Origin of the sequence: Butyrivibrio sp. INlla14, assembly GCF_900102515.1 — a bacterium.
GTDB lineage: Bacteria > Bacillota > Clostridia > Lachnospirales > Lachnospiraceae > Butyrivibrio.
This window is the reverse complement of the sequence record NZ_FMVS01000017.1, coordinates 57,539-83,434: the sequence shown is the minus strand read 5'-3', so window position 1 is coordinate 83,434 and position 25,896 is coordinate 57,539. Positions and strand designations below refer to the sequence as shown.

The 25,896-nt window shown below is 38.6% G+C and carries 14 protein-coding genes; all 14 read right to left on the bottom strand.

The genetic code is table 11. The features are described 5' to 3' along the window. Positions 1 to 6: 6 nt before the first annotated feature. Complete coding sequence (locus BLO53_RS12030) at positions 7 to 2,958, bottom strand: hypothetical protein (protein WP_092061943.1); 2,952 nt, start codon at positions 2,956 to 2,958, stop codon at positions 7 to 9. A gap of 37 nt (positions 2,959 to 2,995) precedes the next feature. After that, entirely contained in the window at positions 2,996 to 3,337 is a 342-nt protein-coding gene (locus BLO53_RS12025; RefSeq protein WP_092061940.1) for a hypothetical protein, read from the bottom strand. 1 nt (position 3,338) lies between these two features. Next, positions 3,339 to 3,698: a hypothetical protein gene (locus BLO53_RS12020; protein ID WP_092061938.1), complete on the bottom strand. Its 360-nt coding sequence runs from the start codon at positions 3,696 to 3,698 to the stop codon at positions 3,339 to 3,341. Positions 3,699 to 3,766: 68 nt separating this feature from the next. After that, positions 3,767 to 4,069, bottom strand: coding sequence for a WXG100 family type VII secretion target (locus BLO53_RS12015; RefSeq protein ID WP_026490329.1), 303 nt, complete (start codon positions 4,067 to 4,069; stop codon positions 3,767 to 3,769). 18 nt (positions 4,070 to 4,087) lie between these two features. Next, positions 4,088 to 4,384 carry a hypothetical protein gene (locus BLO53_RS12010; protein ID WP_092061935.1) on the bottom strand — a complete coding sequence of 99 codons (297 nt, stop codon included), beginning with the start codon at positions 4,382 to 4,384 and terminating at the stop codon, positions 4,088 to 4,090. A gap of 48 nt (positions 4,385 to 4,432) precedes the next feature. After that, the gene (gene essC / locus BLO53_RS12005) at positions 4,433 to 8,980 is read right to left on the bottom strand and encodes a type VII secretion protein EssC (protein ID WP_092061932.1); all 4,548 of its coding nucleotides are present in this window, start codon (positions 8,978 to 8,980) and stop codon (positions 4,433 to 4,435) included. A 3-nt stretch (positions 8,981 to 8,983) separates the two neighbouring features. Then, positions 8,984 to 9,247 (bottom strand): hypothetical protein, encoded by a 264-nt coding sequence (locus tag BLO53_RS12000; protein ID WP_026490332.1) that lies wholly within the window; start codon positions 9,245 to 9,247, stop codon positions 8,984 to 8,986. Positions 9,248 to 9,260: 13 nt separating this feature from the next. Further along, positions 9,261 to 10,280: an AAA family ATPase gene (locus BLO53_RS11995; RefSeq protein ID WP_026490333.1), complete on the bottom strand. Its 1,020-nt coding sequence runs from the start codon at positions 10,278 to 10,280 to the stop codon at positions 9,261 to 9,263. A gap of 14 nt (positions 10,281 to 10,294) precedes the next feature. Continuing rightward, a complete protein-coding gene (locus BLO53_RS11990; RefSeq protein ID WP_026490334.1) occupies positions 10,295 to 11,215 on the bottom strand; it encodes an FHA domain-containing protein in 921 nt (306 codons plus the stop codon). Between the two features lie 81 nt (positions 11,216 to 11,296). Further along, positions 11,297 to 12,928 carry a trypsin-like peptidase domain-containing protein gene (locus BLO53_RS11985; RefSeq protein WP_092061929.1) on the bottom strand — a complete coding sequence of 544 codons (1,632 nt, stop codon included), beginning with the start codon at positions 12,926 to 12,928 and terminating at the stop codon, positions 11,297 to 11,299. Between the two features lie 36 nt (positions 12,929 to 12,964). Further along, positions 12,965 to 17,716 carry an Ig-like domain repeat protein gene (locus tag BLO53_RS11980; RefSeq protein ID WP_092061926.1) on the bottom strand — a complete coding sequence of 1,584 codons (4,752 nt, stop codon included), beginning with the start codon at positions 17,714 to 17,716 and terminating at the stop codon, positions 12,965 to 12,967. A gap of 431 nt (positions 17,717 to 18,147) precedes the next feature. Then, positions 18,148 to 19,128 carry a hypothetical protein gene (locus BLO53_RS11975; RefSeq protein ID WP_092061923.1) on the bottom strand — a complete coding sequence of 327 codons (981 nt, stop codon included), beginning with the start codon at positions 19,126 to 19,128 and terminating at the stop codon, positions 18,148 to 18,150. Positions 19,129 to 19,330: 202 nt separating this feature from the next. Further along, positions 19,331 to 22,456, bottom strand: a complete 3,126-nt coding sequence (locus BLO53_RS11970) for a toll/interleukin-1 receptor domain-containing protein (protein WP_092061919.1) — start codon at positions 22,454 to 22,456, stop codon at positions 19,331 to 19,333. A 1-nt stretch (position 22,457) separates the two neighbouring features. Beyond that, the gene (locus tag BLO53_RS11965; RefSeq protein ID WP_092061916.1) at positions 22,458 to 25,589 is read right to left on the bottom strand and encodes a TIR domain-containing protein; all 3,132 of its coding nucleotides are present in this window, start codon (positions 25,587 to 25,589) and stop codon (positions 22,458 to 22,460) included. Between the last annotated feature and the right edge of the window lie 307 nt (positions 25,590 to 25,896).

Below are 25,896 nucleotides of genomic sequence, written 5' to 3'. Positions count from 1 at the left end.
AAGCTATTATCCCTCCTGTTCTTCATCTTCTGTTATGTTATCGTTCGCTTTTTCCTCTTCTAGCTTGTCCTTTATCTGCTTGGTAAAAGTTTCATCGCAGCTAGAGTCTTCCATCGCTAAATTATTTACCGAATTAACGCATGCTGTATATAAATCTACAGGAATAGTTCTTATGTTTGTATATGGTTCCTTTAATTCAGGATCATAATCTTTAGGAATAGTATTATCTGTTGAACCTCCATCTAGAATCACTTTATAAGCAGAAACAATCTGTTCCTCAGTATACCCCGTTTCTTTAGTTATAGACTTCATCGCCTGATTATAGGCATAGTCATCCCATTTTTCCGGAATTTCATCTTTGATTTCTATTCCATACATTAAGGCAACTTGGGCTACAGCTTCATTTGTTAACTTTTCATGATTTGAATCTTCTACAAACACATTGTTACAGTATTCATTATAGGTATCCTCATCCTCTACAATATACATGCACCCTTGTTCATTCCATGCATTCATAACGTCTATTGCATTAGGATCGCATAATTTCACATCACCAGTTCCGTTATTGTACGAATATAAAATATCCATGGATAAAAATGTATTTGCATCCTTTACATCATCGCTCAGCTCTTTATGCAAAGATTCAACGCCAGTTACATAGTCCCCAACAACAGATCCCAAACTAAGCACAACCTTGCCCTGACTCATAAGCCTGCTTAATGTATCCTCATCGCATCCATTTGCTTCTAGCTCAGCTAATACAAATGGGTCATCTATTATCTTCTCAAGAGCATCTAGACTAAGACCCTTTCCATCTTTTATTGACTTCCAAATCTCCGACTCCGAAGCATCCTTAGCTAGAGTAAGCGCATCTCCCGCATCAGGACAGAAGACTGAAATAAGATCAATAGCGCCATTTATAGCAAGATCACGCTCCGCCTCTTTTACGCTTCTTATTAGGTTTGCCCTATAATTTTCCACTGCTTTTTCTTGAGCCTCATCACCTAAGAAGTTTCCGACAACAGCATAATTTAACGAATTGTTCACAGCTCCCCAACTAAATGTCTGATGCTCACAATCACTACTTAAATGTTCTCCTACAATTTCACCCAATATCTGAAATCTAAACTCACCCGTATTTTCATCATAAAAATCAGCGTATGGATTTATTGATAATGAAATATTGCTATCATTACTGCTATAAATACAAAGCGCATCGGATATATCTCCTTCATATTTTGCTCCTAAATACGCCCAATACGCATATAGTCCGTTTGACATTTTTAGATTTGATTCTACTTTCGGATTACCACTATCAGTAATATAGGCTGCTATCATAGCATCATTATACAGTCCTGCACCAACAGATATCTTATTTAACAACTCTTCGGTACTAGCCATTCCATATGAGTCATATGATGCATTCAAAATTGCATTAGAAAACTTTATAAATTCTTCTTCGTTTGCTGGAGTACCATCATTATCTGCCAAAAGCTGGTTTGAGAATACCGCTAAAGCAAATCCACCACCATTATTACTTAGCTTAGAAGCATCTGTAGTAAATACATTGGAATAATCATCGTTGGCATTGACAAGATTATCAAGTTGCTCCATGTCATAATGATTCTCAGCCATTGTAAGAACTTCTGCAAGCTGTTCCTTAGTAAATCCAAGATCATTCATTAGATGCTCTGCATAATTCGGATTATTACTTTGCATATAATCAATATAATCAAGAGATCTTTCCTGACTCGTATAAAATAAATCGTAATTCTTTTGGGTGGTGTCAACCCCCAAAAATTTGCCAGTAACCTCTACATCAATATTAATCCCCGCTTTATCAAATGACACAGTTACACCAGACACAGTTCCATTGTCCTTTAAATCCCATGTTTTATTGCCAAACTCTGTTAGCATTGATCTGGCTTGCTCGTTTTCTTCTGGTATATTACCTAGTAAAGCATCAACTTTATTCGTGTCAGCATGAAGAGTTTTTTCTACTTCATTAGGTAATGTCCACGCTAAAACAATACCCATACCATCAAGATAGAATTGAGCTTTTTCCTGATCAAATTCACCTTCTGTTCGCTCAGAACAGCATCCAAACATCAAAGCAAAAGCTTTTTCTGCCTTCTTTTTTTCTTCGCCACTCAATGAATCATAATTATCACAGTCTTCCTGTAACTTTGCCAACCCTTCTTCACCAGTCAAATAGGCACTATATAGCTTAACATCTTCATAGTTGTTCATAAGTTCTTCTTTTATAGAATCAGTGTCTCCTATTCCACTTGGCTTAGGTGTCTTCTGATATTCAGAATCTGTTATCTTGTCAAACTGGCCCTTTACATAAGTACTAAGAGCATTACTATAAAGTGCATAAGCATTAAAAGAAAATCTAAAATTTTCGATTTTATCCTGCTCTGCTATATACTGGCTCATTGTTATTTCTATTCCCTCGATAGGGTTGGTATAGCCATCAGGAAATGTCTCGCCAGAAAGATATGAAGCTGCCTTTTTCACATGTTCCAGTTCATCTGCATCATACTCCACACATTTATCACAGGCTGTTTTTATAGCATCAACGCAGTCATCATATAAAACGTGATGCCCGGTTTCCAGCCCTTCTGAATAGTCTGTCTTATGAGAATCATCCGACAATGTCTGTCCAAAATAATGACATCTATCTATAAGTTTGGATGTACCATTAGCCAATTCTTCCATAATGGTATTATATGATTCAATCTTGTCTAAGAAGAGCGGTATTTTACCTGTATCCCCTGTAGTAAAGTTTTTGCAGTTTTCTCTGTATTTATTCGCTGTTCTTCCAGAAAACTTTACAAGGCTGTTCTTAATCTCTACAATTTCAGTTTTATAACCATCCACATCTTTTTTTAATACTTCATTCTCCTCCAACAGAGCAATGAGATTACTAAGTTCGTTACTAATAACCAATGACATTTGTTTTCTCCCATATATAGCATTTTATGCAATTGAATTATTTACTTTGTTTTTCATGATACTTTTTATCTGCTTCATCTAATTCGTCTATATCACTTTTCAAAGATGATATAACATTATCAAGTCTGTCAATTGCACCATCCAGTTCTTCTTCTCCCTTATCATTTAGTTGTAACATAGCCGCATAAAGGTCTGGAGCTTCCGCCATGTCAAAAGTTTGTGCACAATTATCTAAAATATATCCATATCTGCTCTCAAGCATACCGCTATATGTCTTTGCTGAATATAGCTCATTTCTTGCATTCTGACACATCAGCTTTACTCTCGTATATTTATTTTTCTCTTCACAATGACAAACATTTGTACTAAATTTTCCCATTTTAACCTTCCCCGTTCTCATTATCAATCATATTAGCAGCTCTATCTGCCGCAGCATCATCTGTTTCTTTATGGTTTTTACATATTTTTTCCATCTCTTCTATAGTATCTGCTAAAGTCAGATGAATTGCTCCCAGATATCCCCAAACTGTCTTTGCAGCAGAATACCAGCTTTGTGCAGAGTCTCCTTCATAAGTGAGTGCAGCTGCATCATTTAACTTGTCAAGTGCATTTTGATTTTTCTCAGCATCTGTGCGAACAACTTCCATCCTTTCATTTGCTGCTACAATTTCATCTTCGCTAATAGCTATTTTTTGTCCACCTGCCCCTGAATCAACAGTATCATAACACTCGTATCCCATTTTTATGCCTTTCCTTTCCTTTTTATGAGTTAAGACAATGGCTGTGACACCATTGTCTCAAAAAAAAATTAAACCAGATCAATAGATACATCACCAGCAAGGGAATCATCCTCATTGAGATGTCTATCTGCAGCATCAACAAGAGCCTGTCCAACATTACGGAGTTTTTCAATATAGTCATCCAACTCGTCCTCTGCTGTCTCAAAGCTGCTAGCAAGTTGTGGGCTAGTATTTCCACCTGTACTCTTGACTAAAAGCTCAATTGCACTGCGCAAAGAAGCAATATTTCTCTCAAGCTGATCTCCCGCGGATGAAAAGCTTTCTCCCTGTGTTCTTAATTTGTCTACTTTTGATGTAATCATACCTGCCATTTTACAATTCCTCCTTACTTAGAACATCATTGCACTTTGATCTGCATTATCAACGCCATTCCAACCCTCAAGATTTGCCATTGCAAAATCCTGATACTGTTTAGCTGCATTGATGAATGCCTCCATTTTCTGAGAAAGCACGTTATATGAACTCTCAAACTGCTCAGAACCACCACCAAACCAGTCAGCGATTACCTGATCCTTAAGTGCCCATAAATCTTCATGCCATGTGCTAAATGCTGTATAGCAATCTCCTAAATCTTCCTGTGCCTGTGTTACCCCGTTAGTGTCGATTCCATAGGTTCCTTCTTCCATTTTTGTTCTCCTTTTCTTTTTTTATATATTGAACAGGGATTCCCCTAATCAATCGTTGTCACTGAATTCACCAATAAATGGTGTCTTCATCTTCATTAGTGCAGCATTATTGAAATAATAAGCTTCACCCGGTAATAGTTTCTTCTTGAATTTTCTTGCCACTGTAGGCGGTATTTCAAATATTTTCTGAGTATTGATATCCTCAAATACCATATAATGTTTTGACTCTTTACCAGCCTTGATCACTTCAGGCAAACCAACAAAGCTCAATAGATTTGAAGCATCAGTAAATAACATAAATGCTTTTAATACCTTGTATTTTGTAAGAATCAGCTTATAGATGTTTAGAACTTCCTTGTTTGCATTAATCATCTCGTAGTAATCATTTGAGTTTAGCATGATGATAAGCATTGGCCTGTTATCAAGCTCTTCACTCTTGCCTTCAGCCAGAAGCTTATATCTTTCATCAAGTTCTTTCCCTATAGCTGTAATCTCAGCATTAAAATCATCTGCTATCGTAGTGTACTTTTTAACTACAGGTAATGAAGATGCATATTCAAACCGTCGCTCCACATTGTCCATAATGTACATTTGGAACAGTTCAGCCTCTGCTCTGGCGTCAAATACACGAATCAGATACTGCAAAAAGTTGTATTTACCAGAATGCTTAGGACCTGTTACAAATAAGCAATTCTTCTCAATCATATTACTTATAACAGGCTTAACATTTGAGAAATTAAGTCCAAGAAGTAACTCATACCTCACAAGTTCTCTTGCAAGTATCTTCATAGCAAACTCAAGTCTGAATTCTTTAGGAATCTCTAAAATCTTATCATCAACATAATCTGAATACTTCTCATTTATTGCTGCAATAAATTCCTTAATTTCGCTAATCTTGTCAATTTCTCTTTCTGCATCGAAAGATAAATATTGTTGACATTCATAGTACGCCTTTTCAATTTTAATGATGCATCTGCCTGCATATTCATCAGGCTTCAGTCTGCATCTATCGAAAACATATCCATAATCAGTTGACTCATTACAAGTAAATGCCAGTCTTCTGTCTATGTAAGATAAAATCTTTTGTCCAATTCCAGATCCTTGTGTAGATGTAATGATAAAACACACTCCCATTGATGGACCTTCTCGGATAATTTCCTGCATTGCATCCATGAAGTCCGGGAAAAGCGCTTTAAAGGAAATAAAGTTGTCCATCATAACTACAATTTGAGGATATTCCGTCTGTCCTGATTCTCTATAGGCAGAATAGGAACTTAGTCCCATCTCTGAGAATACTTTTTTCCTTTTTGCTATTTCTTCACTAAGTATTCTCATTACATTCTTAAGTCTTTCATCATCTGTTGCTGTCACAACTGCACTGACATGTTTCAAATCCTTGAAATTCTTCAAAATTGTAGATGCAAAATCCAAGATATAAATCTTGACGTCATTAGGAGTATACATCTCCGCAAGGCTTCTTATGATGAGCTGCAGGAAATTAGTTTTTCCTGTTTGTGTAGAACCAATAGCAATTGTGTTCCCATCTGTAACACTCATCGAAAACAGATTCTGCTGCTGTCTTTCTGGATTATCATATATACCCAGAGGGACAACAATATCTGTACTTCCATTTACAAATCCTTCAAGAGTATACGGAAGCTTCTCTGGCAAAGGAGGAAGACATATATCTGGGAGCTTTTCAATATGATTCTTTTCACAATACTCATGAATGTAATGAACCAGGGCATCCATCTGTGTTTCGTTCTCTGTCTGCTCATCCTTCTTTTGCTCGTATATAACCTGTCTTGAACCAGATAAACCAACCTTAGATATTTTGAATGCCTTGCCTTCATCCACTCCGGCAACCAGGGCTGGAGCACCACTGTAGGCTGACTGGAACAACTCAAATATCTCGTTATTACCAACCTGCAAATATGCTCTTCCTGGTTCCTTGATCTCAGCTGCAAGAGGAGACTTAATTACCTCGTTAGAATCTGACTTATCTTGTACTTTCAAGCAGAGTTTGAATCTGGAGTTACTCCAAATCTGATCATTTACGACACCAGATGGCTTCTGAGTTGCCAGAATCAGATGTACTCCAAGGCTTCGACCAATTCGAGCTGTACTGATAAGTTCTTTCATAAACTCTGGCTGATCAGTCTTGAGTTCGGCAAACTCATCGACTATCAGTATCAGGTGTGGCAAGTAAACTTTTGTCTTTCCTTCTCTCTGAAGCTTGATGTAATCATCTATTCTGTTAACGCCAAACTCGGCAAACAATTCCTGTCTCTTAAGGAGCTCTGCTCTTATTGACATAAGTGATCTATCAATCTGCTTACCATCAATATTGGTAATCGCGCCGTTAAGATGTGGAAGGTCTCTAAACTGATTGGCCATACCACCACCCTTAAAGTCAATAAGCACAAAGGCAACTTCGTGTGGGTTGAACCTGGTAGCTAGTGAAAGGATAAATGTCTGCAGAAGTTCACTCTTACCAGAACCAGTAGTACCTGCGACAAGTCCGTGTGGGCCATGGGCTGTTTCATGAATATCAAGTGACAAAGTCTCTCCACTACCCAATACGCCGATAGGGGCTGCCATGCTCTTCCATACCTGTGCCTCCGACCATCTCTGATTTAAGTCAAGGTCATAGGCTGTCATGATACCAAATAGTTCGTACAAGGATATGTTCTTTGTCAAGGTACTCTCAAGACTAATCTCGTCCACATAAACGCAGGCAAGCTTGAGTGCTGCTTTAGAAACATCCTGACTACTCACATGTGGATAATAGAATTCCTGTGTCTTCTCGCCATCGTTTATGTCACGGATAACGCCTTTGTTCTCCTCTGCTTCAAGATAGACCATTTGATCAACCGCATGGTGAATCTTTTCCACATGTTCATCAAAGAAGACAAATGTAAAGCCAAGGTTTCTGGCTTCTTCCACAAAGTTAGTAACTGGATGACCGCCTAAAACGTCGGTTCTATATACAAATACAACGTAGTGAGTACGATTGTTGCCCTTTTCAACAGTTTTTCTGTTATTTAATTCTGAATAAAGAAACTGTAGGCCTCTCTTTTTAGATTCATCATCATAAATAAAGTATCTAGAAGAAAAGCTATCATCAGCGGCATTTTGAAACCATCTTGCCCATCCAAACCAATTAACATCTTCTTCATTCAGCATCAGAAAAAACTTTACATCCTGATAGAAGTGCTGCCCTGCAATGGTAACGATCATATTTTTAAGGAACTGATATAATTTATTCCTATCTCCAACAACACCAATGGCATTAACATGTGCGAGATGAAGAACGATTGGCATGTTTTCAAGATATTTGTACTTATCATGCATCTGTTCTGGATAATTCATCAGAACATCTTCAGTCTCTACATACTCTTGCTTGGTGAACTCAATCTGGCAATTGGCTTCTACAGTACCAGTTCCAACCCAAACATCCAAGAAATCCTTATGATCTTTTTCTTTCTCAAATAGTCTTGCATCGAAATTTCCAATAAGATTAAGAGTCTCCTGTACTGAAACATTCATCTTATCAGCAACGAACTTCTCTTCATCTCTTATATGCTGTACTTCTTCCTCTTTAAGGTCGATATATTTGTCATAGTTAATGATTCTAAGCTTCGCCTGTTTCTTGCGTTCCTTCTTGCCTCTAAAATAATTGACTATGGACATTATGACGCTCATACCCATTGAAACGCCAAAGTATATCATGTACATACCATTACTGCCCATCATGCTACGAACCGCAATCATAACGGACATTGTAACGATCATAGGAAGAATTGTGATCAAAAGATCATTCTTTTCTTCCTGAGGCGCAGCCTTTGGAGGAAGCACTGGTATCTTTTCATTGGGCATGACAAATTGCTGTCTCGGATTTCTTACAAAGCATGGATATTTAAAGCTGTTATTCTGAAGTTTGATTTGCTCCGAATTAAAACTTGTAGATACACTTCCATCATCTGATGTATACAGATACCCCTGCTCATAGTAGAAAATCTGTCCATAGATCGACAAAAACTGATTTTCCAATAATCTTACCTGGCCAGATCTAATGAGAAAGCCATTAACGCTTACTCCGTATCTGGCATTGGAGGTATCAACCAAAAGTCCATTTCCATCAACAAAAGCAGTAACATAATCGCCGTTCATGTTTTTGCCATTAATCTGAATATGGCAGCCAGAATTATCTCCAATGGTAAACTGGTATCCTACAGGAATCTGTATCTTGTAATTGTAATTGTCCTGAATATTTCCAAAATCAATAGAGAAGTCCAGGTAAAAGAAAGTAGCATCAGTCTCTCCATGACAAACTGCGACCTGATCACCCACTTCCAGGAAATGTGTTCTCTCACCAATAGAATCTTTGGTCTTAAAATATATATTGCTATCACAGAACATGATGTACTTGTCATCTCTATGCTCAATATCAATCCTAAAGAGTGTAGCAAAATGATCTTTAGCAAATCTAAGCTGACATTCCTTGTCTGTGCCTATCGACAATGTTTTTAGATTGTCTGCAATATGCACTTCTTTATACATGTTTGTTCCGTATAGGGTTAATCTATAATTCATCTCTTATATTCCCTTTGGTCTGTCAAAAATAATTGTAGTTCCCCCATGAAGGTGGAAATCCTCTATGAGGTCATCTCCTCTTAGTAAGGCTATAGGATTAATGCTGCGGAGATATGCGTCTGCCGGGTTATCCATATTAATCCCAAGTCCCAGGCCTTTATTCAGACCATATATCAGTTCATTAGCAGTGATATCTGTAGGAACTTCAATATCAAATGTTTCATTCGTATCTGCTCTATGAAAAATCATGATTATCTTGTCATTCATCTATTTCACCTTCTTACAGCATAGCTTCTGCACACTGTGTAAAGATTCCATCATCAATAAGTTTTTCTAATGATAGTTCGCTTAATTCTGGTACATACTCGCAAATAGGATACTTAGAGCTAGCCAGTGATTTATTAACATAGTTAGGCTTGGTGTTATCATATCTTCCACACAGGATTGTGCATTGTCCCTTAAGACCCTTGAGTTGTCCAATAAATCGATCGGTTCTCCTGATAGATATCTCATCCTGTTTGGTGATTATCACCATTCTCTCACTGTGAGAAAGCCATTTGAGCATCTCAGAGCTAAGACTATTACCATGTTCTACAACTATATAGTCATAGACATATTTCTTGGATATATTCTCAACTATCTCATGATAAGCAGACTCTAGCACTTTCATGTCAGTCGTGATCTGCTCCATCTGTGGAACATAGTCAAAACCTACATGCCCCATCTCAGAGAGCATCATGTCCGTAGTGGATTCAGTAATATAAGACATTTGTCTCACTAGCGCATCTGATAGTACTTTCTTTTCACCATCTATATATGGCAAGTAATCCTGCAGAGCCTGAGTGTTGACATATAGAACTTTTCTGCCCATCAGTGATAATCTCTTTGCAAGTCCTAAAGAGGCAATTGTCTTGCCACATCCTCCGCACACAGATACCACATCAATTATTCTTGCATCTCTGTCTATCACTTCACCTTCATGCTTGAGAAGCTTGTGACTAATGACTCTCAGGACTGCCTGTATTCCTGCGTATTTACTGATGTGTCCTTCAGGAAGATCAGAAGTATTATCATCTAAAATAAATACTTCTTTGGCTTTTATACTGGTACCAAGAACCTGTAAAAACTTAGGCTCTATCAATATAGTGCTCACTTCATTAGGCTGTGAAGCTACTTTTTTAAGATTCTCCTCGTCAGTAATGATATGCAGAATCACGTCGCTGTGAAATTGCATAGATAACTGGGCTTCTATGTTGTTGTTGTATTCTTCATCAGAACATATAAGAAGTACTGTCTTCATAATTCTCTCAATTCTTACATTTCAACTGTAAATTCCATATCTGCGATCTTCACAATGTCGCGTTCATGGAGTATGTATTTTGTTCCAGACTCACACCTGCTACCATTTAGGAATGTTCCATTACTACTTCCTAAATCTTCAATATATCCCTTGCCTTCAATGGTATGGATTACTGCATGTTTCCTGCTCACCGCAGGATTAAAGCTTAGCACTCCATCCATATCCTGATTCTTACCAATATAAAAATCAGCTTTCATAATGTAGAATGCAAATTCTCCAAGGGATCCTCTATATCGAAGAGCAAAATTATTGGATACTGATGTATTGTCACCTGTCCTTACACTACTGGTTCTACTCTCCTTAGGGAAGATTTCAATCAATACATCTACTACTTTTTTCTTGGCATTGATAAGTTCCAAAACATTATCGTCTGGCAAATTTCTAATATCATCAATAGCATTGCTTAGTTTGGCAAGACTTCCCTTGATCAGATTTTCTCTACCATACAATAGAGTGGCAACTGTTCCTACAACTTGCGAACTCCAATCCTTGATAGATGCACCATCTGCGTTAGTATAAGGCAGGATTATGAATCTTGGACTAGAGTCATTCCTGTCAATGTACAGATAATCTATATCCATGAGAATAAACTCTCTCTCTAGAAAGGCCTTACTACTAACAAGCTCGAACACCTCAGCAAAGGCTTTGAGAATATCGATGATCTTAGAATCGCTTAAGCCCTTATATACCGAAGTTAACGGTTCTTTGTCTGTGATATCCACTATAAGTCTATCCTTGCAATTATGCTTGATATGGAGCGTTTTTAAAATATACTCAGACTCTAAATTCTGAGCACTTTTTAATCCCAGACTTGATAGTGTTTCTTTTTCATTTAAAGTAAAATCAATGTGATCCTGTAAATATAAAATGTTCATAACAAATTATCACTTTTCATCATTTATGCATAAATAGCAGGCACTGCGAATATTCTTCACAGTACCTGCTACCATAATAGACTATTTCCTGTAAACAAATTCTTCATTGGCCAGCTTTATGGAATCACCATTCTTCAAGCCCCTTATCTGGCCCTTAGCCAATCTTATTCCATTTACAAATGTTCCATTAGTAGAAGAATTATCTTCTATAACGACCTCTCCGTTGATCTTTTTGATAAGAGCATGTCTCCTACTGATAGCACTATTATCAGTGATCCTGAAATCAATATTCATGCTATCTTTTCCAATAGAGAAGTTATCTTTATTGACAACAATATTGTCTCCATTCTTTTTCCTGATAAGTGTACCCAGGAATTCTGAACTTACAGCTCTTCCAGCAAGTGTTGTTGTTCCTGCATCTACAGTTACTGCATTGAGAACTGTAGTTTCACCATTACCAATAGCATTACCCATAGGATTTCCTGGTGCGAAGTTATTTACAGCAGGGTTCTGCATAACAGCAGAAGTCTGCTCTGGCTTAGCATCAAATCTTCCTATTTTCTGAGCCTCTTCCTCTTTCTTCTCTTCTTCCTTATTATCCTTAACTTTTTTAACTATAAGCACTATTCCAAATGCAATTGCGCCAATTGCAACAAGACCCAAGACACACAGTCCAACGATCATAATGATCTTCTTCCAATCTATGGTTGGAGGAGTTATTACAACTGGAGGTGTTGGCTCATCAGGTAATTCCGGTGGATTTACCAGCTGATCAAATTCAGAGGTTGTGATCTTACTATATTCAATCCCAAGTCCATCAAGGATAGATGTTATCTCTGAAGCATCCAATGTATAGTAGTTGCTTCCATCTGTCATCAGTTCATTCATACCCAATACAAAACCGTATTCATTAACTAATGGGCCGCCACAGTTACTATTATCAATCTTGGCATCGTGCTGAATGAGCTGAATGTTATCTACTGTAGTAGTATTAGCTATTGAGCCAGATGTCATTGAAACTTTATCATTTGAATAATATGCTGGTGTCTCATATGTAATACCCGTTGGATAACCTAAAGTATATACACTTTCAGGAACTGCATAAGGTTTGTCACTTGTCTTAGTCTCAGATGTAAGGATAACAAGAGGAGTTCTGGTATAGATTGGCTGCTCTAATTCAAGAACTACCATATCCATTGACTCACTGGCCTTTACAACTGAAGCCTCAAGGACTACATCCCCTTCAACTACTACCTGAGCAGTGAGATTGATCTTATCCCAGCCACTTTCCTTATCCTTGGGTACATTGAGAGCTTTGAAGGCAGCATCTCTATATTCCTTACTAGGTGAGATGATATGGTTGTTAGTAATAACATATTCACTACCATCTTTTGAACCAATAAGAAATCCTGATCCTCCAGCAATGATGGCGGTATTTCCCAGGTCATCTGTATAAATACAATTGACCTGTAAAACACCATTCCTTGCCTCTGTAACAGTGGAAAGAGAAATGGGAGCTTCCTCTCCATACGAAGTTTCTCCTGTGCTCATACTAATATCAGTATTTGACACTGTATTTGCATCTATATCTTCTATAATTGATGCATTTTCAGAAGAAGCATCTGTTGCAATGTCTGTTGCGCCCACACTAAGAGGGTTCATCATCATAGCTGCCATCAATATAGCAACAGTATTTTTAAGTCTTATCCTCATTTCTCTTTCCCCTTCCAAAGGATTTTAATATTCTAGTTATTTCTTTTTCCTGTAAAGCACTACTCCTGAACCGCCTGCTATTGCAACAGCTCCAAGTCCTACGATAACCCAGATAACAACACTTATTGTATTTGTTGTATTGTCATCATTGTCAGTTTCATTATCAGTATCGTCATCTGTAGTCCTGTTCGCTCCAAGTACATTAGGAACAGCATTAGTTACAATTACATTGCTATATACAAGAGTTTCCTTATTACCAGCAAGGTCCTCCGCTTCAATTGTGATGGTACGCTGTGAACTACCATCTTCAGAGCCCTTAAGAGTGATTACTTTTGTATCTGTATTATTTAACAACTGATCCTGGTCATATGATGCAATTGCTTCCTTGTCGTCGTATACTACAAGACTCTTAAGCATCATGTTATCTGTAACATCAAGATTGAAATCATAAGATTCTGTCTCATATTTTTTGAGGTTATTCTCAATGCCTGATGTAACGATACTTGGCTTTGTTGAGTCAATCGCAAAGTTAACTTCTGCGTCTCTTGACTTGTTGTCCTGAACGTTTGTAGCTCTGTCCTCTGTATAAACAGTTACTGAGTAAACACCATCCTTTTTGAAGTTGTCCTTTGAAATTGTATAAGTATATGTCTTCCAGGATGTGTCTGATCCCTGCTTAGCAACGCTATAATCCTTATCTTTGCTAAGGTTTGTGATATCGCCATCTCTGTTGATAGAAACATCTCTGTAGGTAAGTGTATCTACGTTGATCTCTGTGATCACGATATCCTGAGCCTGGTTTGTATAGTACTTCTCGTTAAGTGCCTTTGTGCCATCTCCAAGTACAAAGACTGAACCATAACGGTTAACTGAAAATACAAGTTCTCCCTTAGTCTCGTTACCTGCAAGGTCTACTACTGTAGCTTCAAATGTGTAAAGATCATCAACAGACTTATCATGAGCAAAGTCGCTATAGCTTACAACAAAGCCATTTTCAATCTGAGCTGTTGTGCTTCCAAGAGAAACTGCTCCGTTGTTAGAACCTGTCATCTTGACTGTTGTTGCCTGCATATCCATGTACTTGTCTGAATATGTAACTACTGGAGCAACTACTCCGTTATTAGCTGAGAAGTTCTCAACTCCAGAGAATGTAACCTCTGGTACTGTTGTGTCGATAACAAATACATCTGAGATGTAGGATGAGCATGAGTTTCCAGCAAGGTCTGTGCAGTTGATCACATAACCATACTTACCATCCTTGTCAAAGGTAACACTTGCAGTGTTGATATCCTCTGATGAACTGAAGTTTCCAAGTACTGGAAGTGCTGCTGCCTCAGCAAGTTCCTGTGCCTTATACTCAACGCTGTTTGCGTCAAATGACATCTCATCAATCTGGATAGTAGCTGTTCTTGCATCCTTGTAGTACATCTCGTTCTTGGCTGTACCACCTGTGTAAGAAACTGTGATCTTAGGTTCTGTTTTATCAATTACGAACTCAGTAACAGATTCTTCTCCTGAAACATTACCTGCTTTATCAGTACACTTAAAGGAGAAGCTATATCTGCCATCCTGATCAAAAGTAACCTGCTTGGAATAGATATTTCTGGAAGCTGTATTCCAACCACTTTCAGAAGCCTTACCTCTTACTTCGTCAAGCTTAAGATCTGTAGCATTCGCATCAAATGTGAAATCATCAACTGTGATAGTTGCTACTCTCTTGGCATTGTAGTACTTACTATTTTTTACATCATTGTTATCAAATGATATTGTTACCTTAGGTGCTGTACCATCATAGGTAAATCCTTCAGATGCTACGTTGTGATGTGTCTCATTGCCTGCATAGTCTATAGCATCTACATAAGGTTCATATGATCCATCCTGGCTTACAGAATATGTTGCAGTATAAACTCCGCCATTGTGAGTCCATCCAGACCCCTCTTCTTCTGTCTCAGTTCCATCAACGTGTGTAACCTTTACCTTCAGCTTTGAATTAGTTGTATCAAGCCAATCCTCTGTAACTGTTGCAGTAATTGTTATGTCTTTTGCATTTGTATATGTTGAATCTTTTCCTGCTGGTGTTCCAAAGGAAGCACTTATAGCAACGTCTGGTGCCTTGTTATCAAAAACTACCTTCTGGCTCACCTTAGGCTCTTTCATCTTGTTTCCAGCCTTGTCCTGAACCTGAGCATAAATTGTATATTCACCATACTCTTCGATGTTGAACAGGTAATCCATCCTAGTGATTCTTGTAGAGGAAGTCTTTCCATCAATGCTAAATCCATAGGTTTCCTTGCCCATCTCTTCAGAAAGGGTAAATGTAGGCACATTTCCTGTTGCAGAATAATTAACCAATGCGTAGATATTGTTATTCTCAGCTACATCAGCATTAACTACTATTTTTTCTGGATCAAGGTTGTCATCTTTAACTTCTACTTTTCCAGCTATCTTAGACTTAAAGAAAATTCTGTCTACATCATCATCACAAGTAACTGCTGTATAAGTATCTACCTGGGCACCATTTGCGTAATACTCAACTTTTGGTGCAGATTTGTCAATTCCGACATTACAGCTCTTACTAATGCTTGCAGTATTGCCGGCAACATCAGTAAGCTTAACACTTGTATTGCCATAAATAGCAGATTGATCATCTTTAGTAGTAAGCTGGTGAGTTAGTACGTAATATTTCACTCCATCAATTTCAATTTTTTTCGTAGACGGGCATATAACTACTGGTGTTGCATACTCAGTCGTAACACTTCCAAAGAAAGATGACTTTGCAAACTCTGCATCGATTTGACTTATTCCACTTCCTGCATCACAATCAACTGGAACAAGTACCTCCACTTCGTAATCTTTATTAAACCAATTTAAGACGTTAATATAATCCCAAAATGTGTGTGTACCTTGTATTTCTTGAATTCTTAATTTTACTCCGTTAGGTTCTGGAGCAGAACTATCAACCTTCACTTCGCAATTTTTATTGCCATCATAGGTATTCTCTGTAACCTTCTCATTACCAGTCTTGAAAATAAGCTCGACAGGGCACTCTACAGTTCCGTCCTTAATATTCTTGGCAGCTTCTTCACTCTTTTTAACTGTTATTTTTGCAGTAAAGTTTATTAAATAGTGGTCACCATCCCATTTCTTACCATTGCTGATTTCAGCGCTAATGTTACCTGCGTCAACACCTGCAATAGCAACAGTTGCTGTTTCCACTTCAACAGATGAAGTACCTGTATATGTTAATACAAGATCACCATTGTTTGTTGAGTACCAATCATTAACTTTTTTCTCAAAAGTAAATCCATCAAGCTTTGTATCACCAGCAATTTTTGCACCATGCTTACAGAATAATACTTTATATGGAATGACTGTTGTTCCAGACTCTGTTTTATTATTGGTCTCATCCTCGTATTTGTATGATACCGAAACGCCATTTACAGGATAGTAGCCAATACTTGCTGGAGTCCAGGTTATCTTATTATTCTTTTTATCAACAGTAGCACTCTCACCACAAATCTTAGCATCAGTAATTGTAATGTTCTCTAACTTAGTATTATCAAAAGAAACTGTAAGTTTTGGATCTGTTCCAGCATAAACGCTCTCATAAGATGTTGTAGCTGGTGTAGTATTAAAACTTGCAGCATCACGAATCTTCTGCTCAACTTCACTAAGATTCTCAGGCGTTTTACTAAGCTTCACAGTTAAAAGTGAAGTTTCAAGATATTCCCCTGCAAAATTCTCAGTATCAATATCTGCTGTAAGTATTCCATCTACAAGATCAAGTTCCTCACCATCAAGTGTAATACTCTCAATCTCATAGAATGATTCATCAATGTCATATCCAAATGATACTGTAGCTGTTTCATCTTCCTTAGTAACAACTTCAACAGTCTCATCAACAACGTAGCCTTCTGTTACTGTCTCAGATACAGTTGTATCTTCTGTTTTCTCAGTTTCAGCGTCAGTTTCTGATTTCACTGCAGTTGTTTCTTCTGAAGTATTGTTCTCTGAAGCTACCTCTGTTTCTCCCTCATCCTCACTCTCTATAACGCTGTCATCGGACTCATCATCAAGTGTGACATTGGTTTTCCCTGTTGGTACCTCAACTGTCTGTGTAGTTACAACTTCCACGCCGTCAACCTTAACATCTACTGGCTCCCCTTCTGAAAGCTGCTGCTGAGTTCCATCCTCTGAAACTGCGTAGACTTCTACCTTGCTCTCTTCTACAGCGCCCTCTACCACGAGTTCTACTGGGAAAGTGAAGTCTGCAACAGAAACAACGACTTTATTCTCTGTTTCTGTCTTATCTTTCTTTGACTCTTTAGACTTCTTAAGATCTTCCTCTGTGTCTTTAGAAGTCTCTTTTGCTGCATCATCAGATGCCTCATCTGACGCTTCATCGGAAGCCTCTAAAGATGCCTCATCGGAAGCTTCTTCAGAAGCCTTGGTCTCCTGAGTTTCTTCCTCAGAAGTTTCATATTCAGTTTTATTATTCTCTGGATCAACCTGCTGATTCTCTGTAGTATCATCACCAGAAGCTTCTGAGCTCTGAGCTGTCTCTTCCTGCTCTTCTACAGGCTGCTCTTCTGTGACTGTTGTCTCTTCTACTACAGATTCTTCTGAAACAGACTCCTGTGGCTGTTCTGACTCTACTGCATCTACAATAGATTCCTGGCCATCCGCAAGGGCCTGAATAGAAATAAAATTACTGCCAAGCAGAGTTGGCACAATAAGTAGCGGAATAAGCCTCTTAGAAAATAGAGACTTTACATCAACTTTCTTCATAAATTCCTCCGTTTACTACCACATTAAGAGTCCCCTCATCCCCAATGAGGTGTTACATAAAAAAATTCTTTATACAACGAGATAAAGTATAAAATAATTCTAAAGTGGTAGCAATAAATTTTTAACAAAATACATTTTAACGAAATAAAAAATCACCCGCGCACCCCCAGTATCCATGCGTATTTTGCTTGTCGTGCGTGTCACATTTTGATACGAATTATCATTTTTATTACATATTTTCTTTCGAATATGATGGGTTTTATGATTGCTACTTAACAATTGGCTTTCCCCAATCCATTTTTTCACCCCCCTCATATCTTTTTACACATTAGTCCGAATTATTGTTGCAGGAACCAGAAAGACTTAAAAAATTTTTTTGCAAAAAGAAAAGCCCATGCTACTTTTTCAAGTAACATGAGCTTGTAAGCCATTTATTCTTTATTGTCTGCTTGCTGGAACAATTCATCAATTACATCTGTAGCTAGATTAAATCGAGTCTCGAGTCGCTTTCTAATCTTTTCATCTGATACGCCATCTTCTCTTCCAAATCTTATTACTTCTAGTGCTGCTTCTTTTGTTACTTCTTCAGTTACTTCTTTTGTAACTTTTTTTGTAACTTCTTCAGTCACTTCTTTTCTGGTTTCTTGAATAAGAATTCTCTCCCTGTCCCACTGCTGCATATATCTCTTGGTTACCTCCGGCCTTCTCTTAATCTTTGAAACGACAGTTTCTAGGCTATGGACTTCTGGGCTAAAAGAGCCTGGAACCTCTCCTGATACTATGTATTTTAGCACTTCCATAAGACGTTTTCCATGAGTATCAGACAAGAAATCATTTAGCTTTCCATGGCAATACAAATATATATGGGTAACTCCATCTTTGTATTCAATGCCTGGATGTGTTGACAAGACAGTAGTTGTCTCATAGTACAAATCACCAGCATCAAATGGGTCATAAGACAAGATTGTTATGGATACGAAATCTGGTAGTGTTTCATAACTCGATCCAGATTCAAGATATCTGCTGTCGATCAAGGAATTGTAGTATCTGATTCTCTTGGGAAGAGATCTCTTATCCGCCTTTCTATTCTCCATCTCAACATCATAAACTGTTGCACTTACATTGCCCTCTTCATCCTCTGTAACGTAGGCATCCAGTCGTATTCCATGGTATTTGGTGTCAATGGCTTGAAACTGTTTCTGCGATGTGACATGGACATACTTAAATTCTCGGTTAAATACAGTGCTTAGTATCGTACCAACGACAATTTGTGCATCCTCCTCATTTTCAATTGAGCTGTCAAACAAAAATCCATCTATTAGATTCATTGATTCAACAACTTTTCTGGCATCAGCATAAGAGATGCCTTCTTCCTGCTGCTCATTTCTGGCAGTTTTTTCATTGTACTTCATAAAACTCTTCCTTTCAAAAATGTGGTAATTCCAGCGATATGCTGAAGCCTCTGCGAAAACAGAAGTTGTTCCCTGAACGGGGACAAAAAAGATTTTAACACTAAATTCTTAAGATTTACCATCGAAAAATTATTAATCTTTCTTAAGAATTAGAAAAAGCCCATGCTACTTTTTCAAGTAACATGAGCTCGTAAGCTATATCTTATCCTATACCATAACTATCCTTGAAGGCATCGCTTATCTCCGCGCCTTCTAACATTTTTTGACCTCTTTGGATGAGTTCCTCTAATGAATACTGTTTGAAGTAGCCGACTTTTTCAGCATCTGTCTTGAAGTCACGAGAACGGACAATGAAAGAATCCGTGTCCTTGTGGTAGCCAAGTGCATATGCAACATAGGCTGTCTCTATAAAGGAAGTAGTATCTATCACATCCAGTACAAAACCATTTTGTATATATAATCTATCATTCTCATCATCAAACAAGAAATTAAAGTTTTCGTAATGACCAGATCCATAGGAAATGTCAGTGTAGGTTATTCTCTGACCATCCGCAGAATTATATATATACATATCTCCTTTATCAGTGACTATGAAGAGTTTTCCATTATGGATTGTCATGCCCTTGATTTTGTTGCTATCGCACTTTATGTTATATAGCATTTCTCCATTCAGGTCAGTGACAACAACATAACTATTATCTGTAACTATTATCTTGTCTTCCTCAGAAGATATGCTGGCCAGCTTGGTTCCATACCAGTCCGCCGGAAAAGACACCTTGGTAACTTCACCTGTTTCTGTATTTATGATTGAATCATAGGTATCGGAAAAGTAAACCAGGTTTTGCTCCGGGCTGTACTCCATTATAGTCTCCGTGCCAGATTCATACGCATACTCCACTTCATATTGCTTAGCAGATCCATGTCTGGTATCCTTGACCACAATATTTACGCAGTCATCATTCTTGCCATCTATGGCATAGACCATATTCCCATTTTTGTAACACACATCGGTCCAGAACGTTATATTTGCATTTTGAATCTTAGTTTCCCTATATTCCAGAGTAGATATATCCACAGAGTAGAGCTTTATCATTTCCAAATCTTTATAGCCGACATATAGCTTGCCATCCTCTATACCCAGCAAAGAATAGTGATAATTTTCTTTTGGATCCAAGGTAACCCGGCCAATAAACTCTTTTGATCCAAGATCATAAAGACAAATGTCAACCTCATCCGTTCCCATATCCATAAATGCCAGAGTATCATTACTCATGATATAGTCATCAGTTGGTACGTAGTCAACTGCGGGTGCATCCTTGAATTCTTTATAATTCTCGTCATATACCCCAACTCCATAGTATAGGATTTCGTGCCCATGCTCAGGAATAGTATATACTCCCTTGTTGCTTACGGCCTTTCCAAGCTCCTTTGTAAAATAATACATAAGTGCAACGCCCTCTTCCGACAATGCACTGAATGTATCTTCATTGAGCTGAGCCGCAGCTCCTCCCCTTGTAATAAACATTACAGAAGAGTTATCTTCGCCAAGAGTAACACCAACTATAGAATCCGTAATATCATACCTATGTTGACGTTCACCTGTATCTATATCCCATACTTCATATGTGTCGCCGTAGTAATAAGAAACTGCGTTTTTCTGTGATTGCACGATAAAATCGCTATCATAATATATTGCATTAGATACGAAATCATTTTTCCACTTGAGTGATAAATCCTCTGCATTAAAGCAAAAGATTTTTGTAGTGGTAGGGGCATAGGCCTCCATATACAAGTATCCATAGCTAGTTTCTGTATAATTTGCACCTACAGCCATGACAAAAGAGTCATCATCAACCCATTTGAGATTTAAAAGCCATTCATCAGGATCCATATATCCATTCTCAGTAAGGTCTATATATATTCCCGTTTTATCGTTAAGATTATAGACAATTACTATGGGATTGCCATCCATATTTGATCTAAATACAACCTTATCTTTCCCAGGGGAAACGCTGAAATTTGAGAAACTTATGCTGTCATCGTTTTCATCCTCACTAGCAACAGTGTATTTATCAACTATAGTCCCATCCTCAGAAGATATTCGCAGAAGTCCTTTTCTATCTGTATTTAAAAGAAATGTTCCATCCGATAGTTCTTTATAATCCCCAGTGGTAGTATGCCAGGCAAAATAGTCATCGTTGATCACAGTTGCCCATTTTTCCTGACCTGTAGACAGTTCTATAGCCCTAACTGTATCACCCTCAGCTAATAGCAAAATATCTTTTCCTGCAAAGAATATGTGATCTATATTTGATTTAAAAGAACTATCATCATATACCATTTCATGGCTATCACAGTTCCATGCTCTGACATTGCCAGAATAATCTATAGCCGCCATATAAGCCCCGCCATCGGGAAATATCATGTCTTTTATAGTATCTGGCATAGTGTAATTCCAAGCCGAAGTAATACCCTCATTCATCTTGCTCTCATAAGCAAGTGAAGCATTACTCAGGGCCTTTACTGCCTCTGGCACAACTGGCTTGTCGGGATTTTCCTCATTGGGGAGGGCTTCAAGCGCAAGGTATAATGCATTGATTCTCTGCTCTTCGTCGAGAAGTCTTGAAGACTCTGTGGCAAGGTACTTGGACTGGCTGATAAGGGCCTTTTGGTAATTTTCGTTGACCCTGTGATTGCTGTAGAGCATGTATGCGCCAAAACCCACAGAAAGCCCCATTACGCCTGCTGCCATTGCAGTTAAGCGTTTCATCTTGTACTGGCGCTGTCTGTTCATAAGCTCGTTATAGGAGCATCCGATAAGCGCCGCCGCAAGTCGTGGAAGCTCTGTATTCCGGGCTTCTTTCAGGGGAAGTCTCCAGTCGCAGGACAGAGGTTCAACAGGCTCTGTAACAGTTTCCACCTGTCCCATAGAGTTAAGCCTCTGAAAGGTTCTACTAAGGAGCATTTTGGGAATAACTTCGTATGGTTCTCCCTCTGCCAGAACAGTCAGAACCCTATCAATTGGATGATCCTGCAAAAAGATGGTAATCTCCCTCTCTACCCAAGTGGAAAGGCAGGTGCTCTTTGAGCAGAGGACAATAAGGTAATCTGAATTTCTAAGGGCATCTTCTATAGTTCCACTAAGGTCACTAGTAATAGGAAGTTCATCCTTATCCCTGAAGATGCGCTCTATCTTTTTTACGCCTGTCTTTTTCTGTATTTTCTTTGGAATATGGTAACGCTCCAAAGCCTTTTCAATCTGCGCAGCTACCTTGTTGTCAAGCTCCGCATGTTTGTATGAAATAAAAGCATTGTAATGTAAGCTCATATTAGAATCCGTATTCTTCTCTTAATTCCTGTGAAGGTTCTGTTCCTTTTGTAAGTTTCCTTGCTTTCTCAATAAGTTCCTGGACTGAGTAGTGTCTGAAATATCCTATCTCTTCCTGAGAATTCTCAACATCAGATGTAACAATGAAGGTATCTGTGCCCTCGTGATATCCAAGGCTTCCTACAACGCAGGCTGTCTGGACATAGCTCTTTAGCTCGATAATATCTATTACGCCATCAATCTGAAGATAGAGTAAATTATTCTCAAGATCATAATTAAATTCAACCCTGTCTGTTGTGATCGGAGATGTATATGGGGTAAATTCTGTTTTTCCAATAAGTTCTCCAGTCTCAAGGTCGTATCTATAGAGCAGTCCATCCTCATAAGGAACCAGCAAAACTGCCTTACTATTATCTAAGGCTCTGTAAACTGATACATCGTATGGCTTTATCTCTGGGCATTTGATGCTATAAAGCTGTTCGCCTGTATAGTCGCTGACTTCAATTGAAGAAAAGTCAGTCTCAATAGTCTTGTGGCTTGTAGCATCAATCCTCACCTTCTTAGTATCCTGCCAGTCTGAAGAGTGGGTAACGCTTGCCACTTCTCCTGATTCAACATTCAGGATGTAGTCAGCACTTCCGGCCAGATAGATTATGCCATCTTCCGGGCAATACTCTATATTCTCGACATTTACATATCCATTCTCAGGAAGCGCAAACTCTTTTTTCTCAGCTGTCTCTACATCATACAGAGTAATAGTATTCTGTGAATAAGATTTACTGTCAAAATAAGCTATCTTGCCATCTTTATAAGACGTCACACCGCAGCTTGTTTCCTCAGCCAGTGTAGTTGTCTTGTTGTTTCCTGATATATCATCAAGTTCAATAAGTTCTAATACATTTCCTCCGATGCTTGAATAGTGGGAAATATATATTTTGCCATTATCTGCTGCAATAAATTTGTAGTGATAATCAGAATTATCCTCATTATCTATATGAACGCTCTTTAAGAACTTTTTATTCTGAGCATCATATAGGTCAATGGTTATTCCGGCGTCATCTCCTCTGAGTACAGCAAGACTGTTTTCTCCTACAAATGCACTCTGTGACATGATGTTGTCATAAGAAAGAGTCGCATCAAAGCTAAGATACTCATCATCTGAAACGCCCACACCATAGTAAATAATAGAGTTGCTGTTTCTTACGTGTGCATAGGCTCCCTTTGAAACCTTTATGCTGTCAATATCATCAGTAAAATACTTGGTTAAAGCAATGGTGTCAGTTCCCTGTGAAGGAAGTGGCATAGCATGTTTTCCTGACTCAGTCTGGAAGATAGGAAGTTCTGCGCCCTTGTTTAGCTTGGCTCCGACAATTACGTCGTTTAAGTTGTAATCATAGAGCATTTCACCAGTATTTGGATCTATGATCGTTGCCTTGTTTCCTTTGTAGAAGCAGAGGCCGTCCATTTCAGTCAGAACTATGAATCCATCTGTGCTTGAATAGGTGGTAAAAGAGAAATCGTAGTTCCATCTTGTAGATTTATCTTCCAAGTTTATGCAAGTAATTATGTCATGGTTTGTTGAGTAAACATCCATGTTAAGGAAACCGTAGTTTCCGCCCATTCCTTCCTGGTTTACTGCTATAGCTACTGTATCATTGTCTATCCAGCAGAAAGTGGAAAGGAAGTTATCATCAGTATATAGCCCCATCGCCTTGAGGTTTATAAACTCATAGGTCTTGTCAGATAGATTATATATGCATAGGCTTTTATCCTTGGTATCACCCAGTTCCACTTCAAACATGAGCTTTTGTTCATCAGGAGAAATGATCATGTCAACAAAATAGCACTTCATAGCATCAAGATCATTTTCTGCAAAACCATAGGTGTCCACTATATTTCCGGTAGCTGAATCCAGCTTATAAATAGTGGAATCTCCTACTGGCACATAGACAAAAGAACCATTGTCACTAGCTGCATAATAGTTAGCCACTGCTCCATCGCCTAATTTCTCATGTTCCCAGAGGACAGTCTTATTCTTGACATCGACGCATCTGACAAAATATAAGCCTGTTACAAGGAGCTTATCTTCTGATATGTAGTAGATCACATCTGCGCAGTCATCGCTTGAAGAATAGCTATACACAAGTTCTTTTGTCTGGGCATCCCAAACCATCACGTTGTCAGACATATCGATGGCAGCCAGGGAGTCTCCGTCAGGCCCCACATAGAACTTGTCTATATTATCAGGCATTGTATAGTTCCAGACTGATGTGATATTGGAGCCGTAAACTGTCTCGTAGGCAAGACTTGCGTTTGCTATAGCTCTTTCTGCCTCTGGAATTACTGGTCTGTCAGGTGTCTCTTCATTTGGAAGGGCTGCCAGCGCAAGGTGGAGGGCATCAATTCTCTTTTCATCTTCAAGAAGCTGTTCAGAAGAGTTGGCCAGGTATCTTGACTGGTTGATAAGTGAATTCTGGTAGTTCTCGTTGATCCTCTGGTTGCTATAGAGCATGTATCCGCCAAAGCCCACAGAGAGCGCCATCACGCCTGCTGCCATGGCAGTAAGTCTCTTCATCTTGTACTGACGCTGTCTGTTCATAAGCTCGTTATAGGAGCAGCCAATAAGAGCAGCAGCAAGTCTTGGAAGCTCAGTGTTTATGGCTTCCTTGCGAGGAAGGCGAAAATCGCAGGAAAGGGGCTCAACCGGCTCAATAACTGTTTCCAGCTGACCCATGTAGTTAGGTCTTTGAACAGTTCTGCTAAGGAGCATCTGAGGGATGACTTCATAGGGCTCGCCCTCAGCCAGTACAGTCAGAACGTGGTCTAATGGATGGGTCTGTAAAAAGAGACTTATCTCCCTCTCAACCCAGGTTGAAAGGCGTGTGCTCTTGGAGCAGAGAACTATAAGGTAATCTGAATTAAGAAGTGCCTCATTTATGGTGTCTGTAAGGTCGCTGGTAATTGGAAGCTCGTCCTTGTCCCTGAAGATGCGTTCTATCTTCTTCATTCCGGTTTTTTTCTGGATCTTTTTAGGAATGTGATATCGCTCCAATAGTTTCTCTATGTCAGCAGCTACTTTATTATCAAGTTCTGCATGTTTGTATGATATAAATGCATTATAGTGTAAACTCATGTTTCCTCCTGAATATCGTCCTCAATATATTCCTTCCACAAATCTGATATTTCGTTTTCAAAACTAAACATATTCCGCTCGATTTTATCAAGCTTCAAAGAAAATATCAACGCAGCTTTTTTGCAATGAGGAACCAGGGCTTGTTCAAGGCATTTCTCGAAAGCCTCTATATGTGCAGCGCCTGCTGGTTGGAAGGATTCTGCACGCCCATAAGTTTATACAATTTGCCCCTCATATTTGTTTCAATTGCTTTTGAACCTAGAACAAAGAGTCGCTAGCGACTCTTTCGCGCCCGAGCGGTATTGCG